At 42.4% G+C, this 15868-nt stretch carries 9 protein-coding genes and 1 riboswitch; all 9 genes read right to left on the bottom strand.

Features of this window, described 5'->3' with window-relative positions; genetic code table 11:
- Window positions 1-66 precede the first annotated feature (66 nt).
- On the bottom strand, window positions 67-837 hold the full coding sequence (locus tag AKG98_RS16400) for a HesA/MoeB/ThiF family protein (protein ID WP_067048307.1): 771 nt from the start codon (window positions 835-837) through the stop codon (window positions 67-69).
- A 15-nt stretch (window positions 838-852) separates the two neighbouring features.
- The gene (gene thiE / locus AKG98_RS16405) at window positions 853-2328 is read right to left on the bottom strand and encodes a thiamine phosphate synthase (protein ID WP_067048309.1); all 1476 of its coding nucleotides are present in this window, start codon (window positions 2326-2328) and stop codon (window positions 853-855) included.
- Window positions 2329-2335: 7 nt separating this feature from the next.
- Window positions 2336-4354 carry a phosphomethylpyrimidine synthase ThiC gene (gene thiC / locus AKG98_RS16410; protein WP_198155556.1) on the bottom strand — a complete coding sequence of 673 codons (2019 nt, stop codon included), beginning with the start codon at window positions 4352-4354 and terminating at the stop codon, window positions 2336-2338.
- Between the two features lie 128 nt (window positions 4355-4482).
- A riboswitch (TPP riboswitch) is annotated at window positions 4483-4584 on the bottom strand.
- A gap of 148 nt (window positions 4585-4732) precedes the next feature.
- Window positions 4733-9016, bottom strand: a complete 4284-nt coding sequence (rpoC, locus tag AKG98_RS16415) for a DNA-directed RNA polymerase subunit beta' (RefSeq protein ID WP_067048313.1) — start codon at window positions 9014-9016, stop codon at window positions 4733-4735.
- Window positions 9017-9116: 100 nt separating this feature from the next.
- The gene (rpoB, locus tag AKG98_RS16420; RefSeq protein WP_067048315.1) at window positions 9117-13154 is read right to left on the bottom strand and encodes a DNA-directed RNA polymerase subunit beta; all 4038 of its coding nucleotides are present in this window, start codon (window positions 13152-13154) and stop codon (window positions 9117-9119) included.
- A gap of 233 nt (window positions 13155-13387) precedes the next feature.
- Entirely contained in the window at window positions 13388-13753 is a 366-nt protein-coding gene (gene rplL / locus AKG98_RS16425) for a 50S ribosomal protein L7/L12 (RefSeq protein ID WP_067048316.1), read from the bottom strand.
- 47 nt (window positions 13754-13800) lie between these two features.
- Window positions 13801-14304, bottom strand: a complete 504-nt coding sequence (rplJ, locus tag AKG98_RS16430) for a 50S ribosomal protein L10 (RefSeq protein ID WP_067048317.1) — start codon at window positions 14302-14304, stop codon at window positions 13801-13803.
- A 374-nt stretch (window positions 14305-14678) separates the two neighbouring features.
- Window positions 14679-15377, bottom strand: coding sequence for a 50S ribosomal protein L1 (rplA, locus tag AKG98_RS16435; protein WP_067048319.1), 699 nt, complete (start codon window positions 15375-15377; stop codon window positions 14679-14681).
- A gap of 8 nt (window positions 15378-15385) precedes the next feature.
- Complete coding sequence (gene rplK, locus AKG98_RS16440; RefSeq protein WP_067048320.1) at window positions 15386-15814, bottom strand: 50S ribosomal protein L11; 429 nt, start codon at window positions 15812-15814, stop codon at window positions 15386-15388.
- Window positions 15815-15868 lie beyond the last annotated feature (54 nt).

Below are 15868 nucleotides of genomic sequence, written 5' to 3' on the forward strand. Positions count from 1 at the left end.
ATGAGGTTATTTAATTAACTACTTAGTTTTACTATTTATATTCAGCACTTATATTTCATATTGGTATTAGCGACCTGCACACACAGAGCAGTCGGGATCTTTCATGACTGAGAGGTGCTGCCATTGCAAGGTTTTACCATCAAAACGCATTAACCGATTTAGTGAAGACAGCGGCATGCCGGTTAAATATTTAATCGCTTCCAATGCTTGCAAAGAACCAATAACCCCGACCAACGGCCCAAGCACACCCGAAGTACTGCAATTATTGACTTCCACTGTATCTTCAAAAGGATATAAACAGTGGTAACATGCCGAATCAGCTTGTTGGGCGTTAAACGAGATCAGTTGCCCTTCCATGCGAATACCCGCCCCGATTATTAACGGTAGTTTCTGGGTCACACAGATCTTGTTTATCGCTTGCCTGGTCGGCATGTTATCGCTGCAATCAATCACTAAATCAATTTGGGCAAGCATATCTGCCATTTGATTACTCGCACTATCGAGGGTTACTCGCTGTGCGATTGCCGTGACACTTATATGTGGATTAAGCTGTACTAACGAGGCTTTTGCCGCGCTAACTTTAGTTTGCTTTAACTGCTGTTGAGTGAAAATGATTTGCCGTTGCAGATTACTTAACTCAACATGATCATCATCCGCTAAGTATAAATGGCCAACACCAGCAGAAGCCAAATACAGAGCAACAGGCGCACCAAGGCCACCCACACCGACAATCAATACGTTGGCATTGCGCAATGCTAATTGTCCCTGTTCGCCGACGTCACCAAGCAGTAAGTGCGCGCTATAACGCATATATTCCTGATCACTTAATGCTGTCATAATAGTCCCGTCATATTAATCATTCACACATACTAAGGGTGATTGCGGTTCAACGATCGCCAATAACTCTGCAATGGCTTGCTTATAGTCGTCAGCGCGAGTGATCGCAGTGACAACGGCGACACTCCCCACACCTGTCGCTGCCACTTGCGGTGCTCGCTTTATGCTAATACCGCCAATTGCAACTAAAGGATAGTCTTGCATTAAATCAGCATAACGCTGTAAACGCTGTAATCCCTGCGGTTTTGATGGCATGTCCTTGGTCACAGTCGGATAGATATGACCAAGGGCGATATAACTCGGTTTTATTTGATGAGCACGTAATATTTCATAATAACCGTGTGTGCTTAAACCCAGTTTTAAACCGGCTGTTTTTATCGCCACAAAATCGGCAATCAGCATGTCTTCTTGACCTAAATGCACACCATAAGCACCATGCTCAATCGCTAATTGCCAGTAATCATTGATAAATAAGCGCGCTTGATATTGACGGCCTAATGCCACAGCAGCTTTAATATCATCAACCACTTCAGCTGGTGTTTTATCTTTAATACGTAATTGCAGGGTTTTAACCCCTTGTTGTAATACTTTCTCTAACCATTCGACCGTATCCACCACCGGATACAGTCCAAGGCGATTGGTATCACAAGGTGCAAAGTCATAAGCTAATTGCATTTGCAGTGCTAAGCCAAGCTGATCGCCTAATCCCGTATTCGGTAATACGACCTGTGGGAAATCACTGCGATCGGTAGGCCAAGCTTCATAAGTTTGGTTCAAGTAGGCTCTGGCTACCACTAATGCATCATCCACCGGATAATCTTGGGCGATCACGGCTGCCAATGCCGAAGAAAAAATACCACTGTTTTCATCTTTGCTTCGTGGCGTTAATGTCGCGCCTGGTGACGATAATAAAATTTCACGTTGCGCATCAATATAAACGTCGAGGACGATAGATTGCTGCTTATCATCATGATGACAATTAACAGTAATCGCTTTAGCACAAACACCTTTGACACCAAAATTCAGTAGTGTGTTGATCGCTTTTTTCGTCGCACTGAATAACACAGCAGCATCTGTTCCGCCTTGCTCTTGCGGTAAGATCAATACATCCACGATTGGTAATAAGCGTATTTTAATCACATTTATTAGCACTGTGTCTGCCGATTCAGCCTTTGCCATATCAGATAATGAAATTGATAACGGCTCATAGATAACACTGAGTTCTGGATGTCGTTGCTTATATGCTTGTAAAAAATCAGCTAAGATCTCTACATGCGAAGTTGTCGCTATCACACTTATTTTAATGGCAGATGCCACTGGTGCGGCAGTCAATACCGCTAGCTCAGCAGAAAAATCCGCATCGGATAATAGCCTCGTCGATACATGATAACCACGTCCACCCAACGCATTAATCGTATTAATATCGGTTTTAGTCGCAGCATTATCGCGAGCATCGAGGCTCGCGATAGTCCAAATAATGGCTTGAGTCATTACGTTATTATTCCATTTTCTCAGTTGTAGATTCAGGCATACGACCATTTACCGCATCATGTGTTGGTGGCAGGTATAATTCAGCACCGTGCTTTTTAAACTCTTCCGACATCATCTGCATTCCCGCTTGAGCATCAATGACAACCACTTCATCGAGCAATTGAATACTGATTTTTTCTTGCTCGGCAGTGTAATCGCGGACATCTTGTGAGATCTTCATTGAGCAAAATTTCGGTCCACACATAGAACAGAAATGCGCAACTTTACCGGATTCTTGGGGGATATTTTCATCGTGATAAGCACGTGCAGTATCAGGGTCTAATGCCAGATTAAATTGATCATTCCAGCGGAATTCAAAACGTGCTTTCGACATCGCGTTGTCACGGATTTGAGCACCCGGGAAACCTTTCGCTAAATCAGCCGCATGCGCAGAGATCTTATAGGTGATCATGCCTTGCTTAACGTCTTCTTTATTCGGTAAACCTAAATGTTCTTTGGGTGTCACATAACACAACATGGCACAACCGTACCAGCCTATTTGGGCGGCACCAATACCCGAAGTAAAATGGTCGTAACCAGGAGCAATATCAGTCGTCAATGGACCTAAGGTATAGAAAGGCGCTTCATGACAAATATCGAGTTGCTTTTCAACATTCACTTTAATCATGTGCATTGGGATATGGCCTGGGCCTTCGATAATAACTTGTACGTCTTGCTCCCACGCCACTTTCGTTAACTCACCTAAGGTTTCTAATTCAGCAAATTGGGCTTCATCATTGGCATCAGCCGCACAACCTGGACGCATGCCATCACCTAACGACAGAGATACGTCGTAGGCTTTACAAATCGCGCAGATCTCTTCGAAATGGTCATAAGCAAAGTTTTCTTTATGATGGGTCAAACACCATTTCGCCATGATCGAGCCACCACGTGACACGATCCCGGTAAGGCGCTTTGCCGTCATTGGTACATAACGCAACAATACACCCGCATGAATAGTGAAGTAATCAACGCCCTGTTCTGCTTGTTCGATCAAGGTATCGCGGAATACTTCCCAAGTAAGATCTTCGGCGATCCCATTTACCTTCTCTAAAGCTTGATAGATCGGCACAGTACCGATTGGCACAGGTGAATTACGCAGGATCCACTCACGCGTTTCATGAATATTACGGCCTGTGGATAAGTCCATTACCGTATCAGCACCCCAGCGTGTCGCCCATACTAGCTTTTCAACTTCTTCTTCAATCGATGATGTGACTGACGAATTACCAATATTGGCGTTTACTTTTACAAGAAAGTTACGACCGATGATCATCGGCTCAGATTCAGGGTGATTAATGTTGGCAGGAATGATCGCACGACCTCTCGCGACTTCATCACGGACAAATTCAGGTGTGATCGTTTCCGGTATACTTGCACCAAAATCATTACCCGCATGTTGTTTTAATAACAGCTCATTACGGATCAACTCACGTCCCATATTTTCACGGATCGCGATGTATTCCATTTCAGGGGTAATGATGCCTTTACGAGCATAATGCATCTGAGTAACATTTTGACCTTCAAGCGCCTTTATCGGCTTTGGTAAATGTTCAAAACGGATATGATCAATACCATCATCTGCGAGACGCTGCTGAGCAAAGTGCGAAGTAACGATTTCTAGTTCTTCAATATCGTTACGCTCTGCGATCCATTGCTGTCTTAATTTAGGTAACCCTTGATGTACGTTTATTTCAATCGCGGGATCGGTATAAGGGCCAGATGTATCATAAATGGGGATCGATTCATTTTGCTCATAAATCGGGTCATCTTTACTGCCCGCGACTAACGTTTCATCAAGATTAATTTTTCGCATCGCAACTTGAATATCGTCACGGCTACCTGAGAGATGAAATTTTTCTGAATTAGGAAACGGTTGGCAGCTGAGATTGTTAATAAACTCTTGTGCATTTTCGCGGTTTTCACGACGTGTTGGTTTTTTGGTATTATTGCTTTGATTTATATTGGTAGTAGACATAGCACTCATTCCTTTCTAATAAGATGATTGCTTGTCGTTGAGTATGGAGAGTAGTGATATAGATATATTGATCGTAGATGTAATAGTAAGCGGCCTGATATCCCTATGGCTAACTTACAATGACACGAATAATATTCGTATTAATCACTCTTGTTTCCTCACGCAGGTATTAGCCTGATCAGGTTCCACGGATCCCATTATTAAATGGTCTCAGCCCTAAAGCACTCCGACAAGATGTACCGAAGTATAGACTGGTATGGCGTTAAAAAACAAGCAAAAAAAAAGCGCCCTATAAAAGGGCGCCTTTACTATCTAATAACGGTGAGTAAGTGAATCAGTGGGCCTGTCATCACTTACACACGACTTTAATTGCATTCAGCAAATCAATTAAAGGTTATTTAGTAGGTTTGCTAAGTTCTGTTCAGCTTCATCAGTAGTGATTTCTTGCATTACTTCTTCTACTTTACCAGCACGTTTTTTAGCACGTTCTTGGTGATAAGAGAAGCCTGTACCTGCAGGAATCAGACGACCAACGATAACGTTCTCTTTCAGACCGCGAAGGTCATCAATCTTACCATGAACAGCAGCGTCGGTTAGAACACGTGTTGTTTCTTGGAACGATGCTGCCGAGATAAATGACTCAGTAGCAAGAGACGCTTTAGTAATACCCATAAGCATGTGTTGGAACACGGCTGGTTGCTTGCCTTCAGCTATAAGCTGACGGTTAGCAATTTTCAGACGTGAAACTTCAGCTTGCTCACCTGGTAGGAAGTGACTATCACCAGCAGAGATTACGTTAGCTTTACGTAGCATTTGACGAACGATAGTTTCAATGTGCTTATCGTTAATCTTTACGCCTTGTAAACGGTATACTTCTTGAACTTCGTTCGCGATATAGTTCGCAACATGGCTAATGCCACGTAGACGTAAGATATCGTGTGCTGATTCAGGACCATCGGCGATAACTTCACCTTTAGCAACCTTCTCACCTTCGAACACGTTCAAGTGACGCCATTTAGGGATCATCTCTTCGTAAGCTTCAGCACCATCAGTAGGTGTGATAACTAAACGACGTTTACCTTTAGTTTCTTTACCGAAACTAATAGTACCTGAGATTTCCGCTAAGATAGCTGCATCTTTTGGTTGACGTGCTTCGAACAGATCCGCTACGCGTGGTAGACCACCCGTAATATCACGTGTTTTCGAGCTTTCTTGAGGAATACGCGCTAACGCTTCACCAATAGTCACTAATGCGCCATCTTCTAAGTTAACGATTGCATTTGAAGGTAAGAAGTATTGTGCAACAACTTCTGTACCAGGAATGAATAAATCATTACCTGCTGCATCAACAAGTTTAACCATAGGACGTAAATCTTTACCAGCAGCAACACGTGCAGCAGGATCCAGAATTACCGTGCTAGATAGACCAGTTAGATCATCAGTTTGCTTAGTAACCGTAATACTCTCAATTAAGTCAACAAACTTAATTTGACCAGCCACCTCGGTGATGATTGGGTGAGTATGCGGGTCCCAGTTAGCAATGATGCTACCAGACTCAACAGCTGCGCCGTCTTTATATTCAATAACAGAACCGTAAGGTAATTTATGGCTTTCTTTAGTACGACCGTTTTCATCAATAATCGTAATTTCTGATGAACGTGACGTAATAACCAGTTTGCCTTCTACATTCTCAACGTATTTCTCGTTGTGGAATTTAATCGTACCCGTGTTTTTAACTTGGATATTATTTTCTGCAGAGGCTCTCGATGCCGCACCACCAATGTGGAATGTACGCATCGTTAACTGTGTACCAGGTTCACCAATTGATTGTGCTGCAACAACACCAACTGCTTCACCTTGGCCAACCATAACACCACGTGCTAGATCACGACCGTAACAAGCTGCACAAACACCGAAGTCATTGTCACAAGTAATTACAGAGCGAACTTTCATTTGATCAACTGAGTGCTCTTCTAAGAAGTCACAAAGTTTTTCGTCTAGTAATGTGTTACGTGGAAGAATTACTTCACCAGTACTTGGATTCACAACATCTTCAGCAACAACACGACCAAGAACACGATCGCGTAGTGGTTCAACAACATCACCACCTTCAATATGAGGAGTAATGATTAGACCATTTTCAGTACCACAATCAATCTCGTTAATCACAAGATCTTGTGCAACGTCAACAAGACGACGAGTTAGGTAACCCGAGTTTGCTGTTTTAAGTGCTGTATCGGCTAGACCTTTACGTGCACCATGCGTTGAGATGAAGTACTGAAGTACGTTTAGACCTTCACGGAAGTTAGCCGTAATAGGTGTTTCGATGATCGAACCATCTGGTTTCGCCATCAGACCACGCATACCAGCTAGCTGACGAATCTGTGCCGCACTACCACGTGCACCAGAATCGGCCATCATAAAGATGCTGTTGAAAGATTTCTGTGTCTCAACATCACCTAAAGAGTTAACTTTAGTTTCTGTAGACAAGTTATCCATCATTGCTTTTGAGATATGCTCATTCGCACGCGCCCAAATATCAATCACTTTATTGTAACGCTCACCCGCAGTAACAAGACCAGACTGGAATTGTTCTTGGATTTGAGTTACTTCAACTTCAGCCGCTTCAATTAGCGTTTTCTTCGCATCCGGAATAACCATGTCATCGATACCAACAGATGCACCAGAAAGCGCAGCATAATGGAAACCGGTGTACATTATTTGGTCAGCGAAAACAACAGTGTCTTTCGGACCTAATAGACGGTAACAGTCATTCAGTAGCTTACCGATCTGCTTTTTACCTAACGCTTCGTTAGATACTTTCAGGAACCAGTTAGCTGGATTCGCTGCAAGTTTAGCTTCTTCTTCAGCAGATAAAGTTTTAATCGGATCAATTAATTCATATGGTAGACCCTTAGGCGCTACTAAAGAAAGAATCGCACGACCAACTGTTGTGTTTTTCAGTTCAGTGCGAACTGTAACTTCACCAGTGTCTTCATCTTTAAGATGTTCAGTAATACGTACTTTAACACGTGCATGTAGTTCAACAAGGTGGCTGCGATAAAGCTTTTCAGCTTCTTCAGGGCTACCTAGTACCATGCCCTCACCCTTAGCGCCAACGCCAGAACGAGTCATGTAGTAAAGACCTAATACAACGTCTTGAGAAGGTACGATAACCGGTTCACCATTCGCAGGTGAAAGAATGTTATTCGTAGACATCATCAGTGTACGCGCTTCCAATTGAGCTTCAATTGTTAACGGTACGTGTACAGCCATCTGATCGCCATCGAAATCGGCGTTGTATGCAGAACATACTAATGGGTGTAACTGAATCGCTTTACCTTCAATTAGAACAGGTTCGAATGCTTGAATACCAAGTCTGTGCAGTGTTGGTGCACGGTTAAGCATGACTGGATGTTCGCGGATCACGCCGTCTAGGATATCCCAAACTTCAACGCCTTCGCGTTCAACCATTTTCTTAGCTGCTTTAATCGTCGTTGCAAAACCAAGTGATTCTAATTTACCGTAGATGAATGGCTTGAATAACTCAAGTGCCATTTTCTTAGGTAGACCACATTGGTGTAAGCGTAATGTTGGACCTACTGTAATTACAGAACGACCAGAGTAATCTACACGTTTACCTAGTAGATTCTGACGGAAACGACCTTGTTTACCTTTGATCATATCAGCCAAAGATTTAAGAGGACGTTTGTTAGAACCTGTAATAGCACGACCACGACGACCATTATCTAATAGTGCATCAACAGATTCTTGTAACATACGTTTTTCGTTACGTACGATGATATCTGGTGCAGCTAGATCTAATAGACGTTTTAGACGGTTGTTACGGTTGATCACACGACGGTAAAGGTCATTTAGATCAGAAGTCGCAAAACGACCACCATCTAGTGGTACTAATGGACGAAGATCTGGCGGTAATACCGGCAGTACGTTCATGATCATCCACTCTGGTTTATTACCAGATACAGAGAATGCTTCCATTAGTTTAAGACGTTTAGTGATCTTCTTACGTTTAGTTTCAGAGTTTGTAGTCTCTAATTCTTCACGCATTTCTTCGATGTCTTGGTTTAGGTTTAGATCTTGTAACAAAGATAGTACAGCTTCTGCACCCATCTTCGCATCAAATTCATCACCCCATTCTTCTAGGTTGTCAAGATACTGCTCTTCAGTCAGCATCATGCCACGCTCTAGCGAAGTCATACCTGGTTCGATAACAACATATGATTCGAAGTAAAGAATACGTTCGATATCACGCAGTGTCATGTCTAGTAATAGACCGATACGAGACGGTAATGATTTCAAGAACCAAATGTGTGCAACAGGAGACGCTAATTCGATGTGGCCCATACGGTCACGACGAACTTTAGTTTGCGTTACTTCTACGCCACATTTTTCACAGATAACACCACGGTGCTTCAGACGCTTATATTTTCCGCAAAGACATTCGTAATCTTTTACTGGGCCGAAAATACGCGCACAGAATAAACCGTCACGTTCTGGTTTGAAGGTACGATAGTTGATGGTTTCTGGCTTTTTAACTTCACCAAAAGACCAAGAACGGATCTGCTCAGGTGATGCTAGACCAATCTTGATACCATCGAACTCTTCGGTCTTACCTTGCTGTTTTAGAAACTTTAATAAGTCTTTCACGTTTTTCTCCACTGGGAGTGAAAACTACGCAGCCTCAACTCACAGAGTGAGTCGAGGCGCAATGCTAATTCAAAAGTTTGAATAATCTCTTAATAAGAGCTTATTTCTTACCTTTGTTTTCATCTAGTTCGATGTTGATACCCAATGAGCGGATCTCTTTCAACAATACGTTGAATGATTCAGGCATACCTGGGTCCATACGATGATCGCCGTCTACGATGTTTTTATACATCTTAGTACGACCGTTCACGTCATCAGACTTAACAGTTAGCATCTCTTGTAGAGTATATGCTGCACCGTATGCTTCCAGAGCCCATACTTCCATCTCACCGAAACGCTGACCACCGAACTGAGCTTTACCACCCAGCGGCTGCTGAGTAACTAGGCTGTAAGAACCGGTAGAACGTGCATGCATCTTGTCATCAACCAAGTGATTCAGTTTCAGCATATACATGTAACCAACGGTAACTGGACGTTCGAATACATCACCAGTACGGCCATCAAATAACTCTAATTGACCTGATTCTGGTAAATCAGCCAATCTAAGCATTTCTTTGATTTCAGCTTCAGCTGCACCATCAAACGCAGGCGTTGCCATTGGCAGACCTTTACGTAAGTTGTGCGCAAGAACACGAACCTGCTCGTCAGAGTAAGTTGATAAATCAACTTTCTGATGCGTATCACCGATGTCGTATGCTTTTTGCATAAATTCACGGATCTTAGCAAGATCTTGTTGTTCTTTGATCATGTTATCGATTTTAGTACCGATACCACGAGCAGCAAGGCCCAAGTGAACTTCAAGTACCTGACCGATGTTCATACGCGATGGTACACCCAGCGGGTTAAGTACGATATCAACTGGCTCACCAAACTTATCGTGTGGCATGTCTTCAATAGGAACGATTGTTGAGATCACACCTTTGTTACCATGACGACCAGCCATCTTATCACCCGGTTGGATACGACGTTTAACAGCTAGGTATACTTTAACAATCTTAAGTACACCCGGTGCTAGGTCATCACCTTGGGTAATTTTACGGCGTTTGATATCAAACTTAGAATCAAAGTCAGCGCGTAGCTCATCGTGTTGCTTAGCTAGGCCTTCTAATTGAGTCTGCTGTTCTTCATCAGTAAGCACGATTTCAAACCATTGTCCGCGAGAAACAGCATTAAGTTGCTCTTCTGTTTTGCCAGCAGCTAATAGTAAGTTCTTAACGCGACCGAATAAGCTTTCTTCGAAGATAGATAATTCTTCAGTTAAGTCTTTTTTCGCTTCACGCAGTTGCATCTGCTCGATGTCTTGTGCACGTTTATCTTTATCTACGCCATCACGGGTAAATACTTGCACGTCAATTACAGTACCGTAAACAGAGTTAGGTACACGTAATGAACTGTCTTTCACATCTGATGCTTTTTCACCGAAGATAGCTCGTAGAAGCTTTTCTTCAGGCGTTAATTGTGTTTCACCTTTAGGGGTTACTTTACCTACCAGGATATCACCCGGCTTAACTTCAGCACCAACGTAAACGATACCAGACTCATCTAGCTTAGATAATGCGCTTTCACCCACGTTAGGGATATCCGCAGTAATCTCTTCGCTACCAAGTTTCGTATCACGCGCAATCGATGATAATTCTTGAATGTGGATTGTCGTTAGACGATCTTCTTTTACAACACGTTCAGATACAAGAATTGAATCTTCGAAGTTGTAACCATTCCAAGGCATGAATGCGATACGCATGTTTTGGCCAAGTGCTAATTCACCTAGGTCTGTTGAAGGACCGTCAGCAAGCACGTCACCTTTAACCACAGCTTCACCAGTTAATACTGTTGGGCGTTGGTTAATACATGTGTTTTGGTTCGAACGTGTGTACTTAGTTAGCGTGTAGATATCAATACCCGCTTCACCTGGTACAAGTTCATCTTCGTTAACTTTAACGATGATACGACTTGCATCAGCATAGTCGATTGAACCGCCACGTAGCGCAACAACAGTTACACCAGAATCGATTGCTACCGCGCGTTCAATACCAGTACCTACTAATGGCTTATCAGCGTTTAGTGTTGGTACTGCTTGACGTTGCATATTCGCACCCATCAATGCACGGTTAGCATCATCGTGTTCTAGGAACGGAATTAGCGATGCCGCCACAGAAATAATTTGCTGTGGAGATACGTCCATATACTGAATTTGGTCCGCTGACATAAAGGTTGTTTCACCTTTGTGACGACATGGAATAAATTCATCTTGTAACATACCATTTGTATCGATAGTTGCGTTAGCCTGTGCTACTGCATACAGACCTTCTTCGATAGCAGAAAGGTATTGAACGTCATTAGTGACTTTGCCGTTGATTACTTTACGGAATGGTGTTTCTAAGAAACCATAATCGTTAGTACGGGCAAATACAGCTAGCGAGTTAATTAGACCAATGTTTGGTCCCTCTGGAGTCTCAATCGGACATAAACGACCGTAGTGAGTTGGATGTACGTCACGTACCTCAAAACCAGCACGTTCACGTGTTAGACCACCAGGCCCTAATGCAGAAATACGACGTTTGTGCGTCACTTCTGACAATGGGTTATTTTGATCCATGAACTGAGACAGTTGTGATGAACCAAAAAACTCTTTAATCGCAGCTGAAATCGGCTTAGCATTGATTAAATCTTGTGGCATTACTGCATCAAGATCACCAAGACTTAGGCGTTCACGAACAGCACGCTCTACACGAACTAAACCAACACGGAATTGGTTTTCTGCCATTTCGCCAACTGAACGAATACGACGGTTGCCAAGGTGATCGATATCATCAACTTCGCCTTTACCATTACGGATATTAATCAAAGTTTTCATTACTTCAACAATATCAGCTTTGTTCAGGATGCCTGAGCCAGTATCTTCTTCGCGGCCAATACGGCGGTTGAACTTCATACGACCTACAGTAGATAGGTCATAGCGTTCTTCTGCGAAGAATAGATTATTAAATAGACCTTCTGCCGCTTCACGCGTTGGTGGTTCACTAGGACGCATCATGCGGTAGATTTCAACTAACGCTTCAAGTTTGTTAGTAGTTGAGTCAACACGTAATGTGTCAGACATGTAACTACCTACATCAAGGTCGTTCGTATAAAGAACATCAATGATCTTGATACCAGCTTGAGACAATTCAGCCACAGATTCTAGTGTTAGTTCAGCATTCGCTGCAACAATCACTTCGCCTGTTTCTTCATTGATGTAATCTTTAGAGGCTACTTTACCAGCGATATACTCTAATGGTACTTCGATCTCTGTTACGCCGTCTTTTTCAAATTTCTTGATATGACGAGCAGTAACACGACGACCATTTTCAACGTATACTTCACCGTTAGCAACGATGTCAAATACCGCAGTTTCGCCACGTAGACGCTCTGGCTCTAGTTCCATCAATAACTTGCCATCTTTAACTTCAAAACGTGTAGTATCGAAGAAGATTGCTAAGATTTCTTCCGTCGTGAACTCAAGTGCACGAAGAATAATTGATGATGGTAATTTACGACGACGGTCAATACGAACGAATAAGCAATCTTTCGGATCGAATTCAAAGTCTAACCATGAACCACGGTAAGGAATAACGCGTGCGTTATATAGTACTTTACCTGATGAATGAGTTTTACCTTTGTCGTGATCGAAGAATACACCTGGACTACGGTGTAACTGAGATACGATAACACGCTCTGTACCATTGATAACAAAAGTACCAGTTTCAGTCATTAATGGGATTTCGCCCATGTAGACTTCTTGTTCTTTGATATCTTTAATAGTACCTGCTGGTGCATCACGATCGTATAATACAAGACGTAATTTAACACGCAGCGGTGCAGAATAAGTAATGCCTCGGGTTTGACATTCTTTAACTTCAAATACAGATTCACCTAAACGGTACGATACATATTGAAGTTCAGAAGTTCCAGAGTAACTTTTAATAGGGAACACGCTACGGAATGCTGCTTCCAGGCCGTATTCACCTGTGTGATCCATTTCTAAAAACTTTTTAAAAGAGCTCGTTTGGATAGCCAACATTTGCGGCTTAGCCACAACTGGTGCACTTTTACCAAAGTCTTTACGGATACGTTTTTTTTCGGTATTAGAGTAAACCATTTGGTTCCTCAGCTCGCTGATAAGTGACCCACTCTGCCCTGAATAAGGACAGCTCTAACAACATCATTATATGTTTTTTATCCTGTCTCGACCAAATGAATTGGGCTAAACAGTGCGCAGAATTTTGGTTGAAATGATGTGAAATTTCCAAACATCCTATAGCGCAAAAAGGCCGGCGATTAAAGAATCACCAGCCAATGCCTTATGAGGGCAATAATCTATTTAAGAATAGACTATTTGATCTCAACAGTACAACCAGCTTCTTCTAGAACTTTCTTAAGTTCTTCAGCTTCAGCTTTTTCTACAGCTTCTTTAACAGCTACAGGTGCAGATTCAACAACACCTTTAGCTTCTTTAAGACCTAGGCCTGTAGCAGCACGAACAGCTTTAATAGCTTTAACTTTGTTTTCGCCGAAAGAAGCAAGAATTACGTCGAATTCTGTTTGCTCTTCTTCAGCAGCAGCAGCAGCGCCGCCAGCAACAACTGCAGCTGCAGCTGATACGCCGAATTTTTCTTCCATTGCTTCGATTAATTCAACAACTTCCATAACAGAAAGTTCAGCAATTGCGTCGATGATTTGGTCTTTAGTGATAGACATGTGTCATTCCTAATATATTAAAATTTATTTTAGACAAAGCGGCTAAATTAAGCAGCTTCTTGCTCTTTTTGATCGCGTAAAGCAGCCAATGTACGTACAAGTTTGCCAGCTGATGCTTCTTTCATAGTCATCATTAACTGAGCAATTGCTTCGTCGTATGTTGGTAGTGTTGCTAGTTTATCAATGTTTTCCGCACCGATAAATTCGCCTTCAAATGCTAACGCTTTAACTGTGAAAGATTCTTCTTTTGCAGCGAAGTCTTTTAATAGACGAGCTGCAGCACCTGGGTGCTCATTAGAGAATGCGATCAGAGTTGGACCGGTAAATACTTCGTTCAGGCACTCAAATTGAGTACCTTCAACAGCACGCTTCATAAGAGTATTACGTACTACACGAATGTATACGTTATTCTCACGAGCTAGCTTGCGAAGACCAGTCATTGCACCTACAGTAACGCCACGTGAATCAGCAACTACTGCAGAAAGCGCAGCCTTGGCAGCTTCGTTGACTTCAGCAACAATTGCTTTTTTGTCGTCGAGACCTAATGCCATGGTCTATACTCCTGGATAAAACCGATATGAAATCGGTATTAAAAATTTCCGACCAATATCTTGCCTTAGCAGTCACATCAGTCGAACCATTACGGCTTGGATTCCAGAAAAAAATAAATTCTTCAGAGGTCCTGCACCATCTACGTAGGAAAGATCAAGTATTAACTAAAATAGCCGATCATTATTAAGTCATGCTTACAGAGTAAGTACAACTCCTACGGTCTTGGACGGAAGTAAGCAACACTAAGTATTAAACCCGATGTACTTACTTCAACCCACATTTTTTGCCGGTCGGTTAAGATTAATAAATTAGTATTAACCGACCAGCTAAATTTAAGGAACCAAATTATACTAAATAATTTCGTTCCTGTAAATTATTTAGTTTCTACAGTTGCAACATCAACAGTTAGACCAGCACCCATCGTAGTAGATAGGCTGATCTTCTTGATGAATTGACCTTTAGCAGAAGCAGGCTTTGACTTAGTCAATGCTTTAAGTAGTGACTCAAGGTTTTCTTTGATGTTACTAGCTTCAAAATCCACTTTACCGATAGTAGTGTGGATGATGCCAGCTTTGTCGTTACGGTAACGAACTTGACCAGACTTAGCATTTTTAACTGCAGTCGCTACGTCAGGAGTTACTGTACCAACTTTAGGGTTTGGCATTAAACCACGTGGACCTAGGATTTGACCTAGTTGACCAACAACACGCATAGCGTCTGGAGATGCGATAACAACATCAAAGTTAAGCTCACCGGCTTTAACTTGTGCAGCTAGATCTTCCATACCTACGATGTCAGCGCCAGCAGCTTTAGCCGCTTCAGCGTTAGCACCTTGTGTAAATACTGCAACACGTACGTCACGACCAGTACCGTGTGGTAGCACAGTAGCGCCACGCACGTTTTGATCAGATTTACGTGAATCAATACCTAGATTGATAGAAACGTCGATGCTTTCTTTGAATTTAGCAGATGCTAATTCTTTAAGAAGTTCAACAGCTTCAGTGATTTCATATTGCTTAGTTACTTCCACTTTTTCGCGGATAGTACGCATACGTTTAGAAAGTTTAGCCATGTTCAGTATTATCCTTCTACGTTCAAGCCCATTGAGCGAGCTGTACCAGCAATAGTGCGAACCATTGCATCTAGATCAGCGCCCGTAAGGTCTGGTTGTTTAGTGTTTGAAATCTCTTCCAGCTGAGCGCGAGTAACAGTACCCACTTTATCAGTGTTAGGACGACCAGAACCAGACTTGATGCCTGCTGCTTTCTTAAGTAAGAAAGATGCTGGAGAAGTCTTCGTTACGAACGTGAACGAACGATCAGAATAAACTGTGATAACAACAGGAGTCGGAGAACCCTTCTCTACAGAATCTGTTTTTGCGTTAAACGCTTTACAGAATTCCATGATGTTAACACCGTGTTGACCTAATGCAGGTCCAACCGGTGGACTAGGATTCGCCATACCAGCTGAAACTTGCAGCTTAATATATGCAGTAACTTTTTTAGCCATTTTAATTTACCTTAAATATGGGTGCGAACGCTGTATCCGACATGGATACTAGCT

The sequence above is a fragment of the Moritella sp. JT01 genome (assembly GCF_001574435.1).
Classification (GTDB): Bacteria; Pseudomonadota; Gammaproteobacteria; order Enterobacterales; family Moritellaceae; genus Moritella.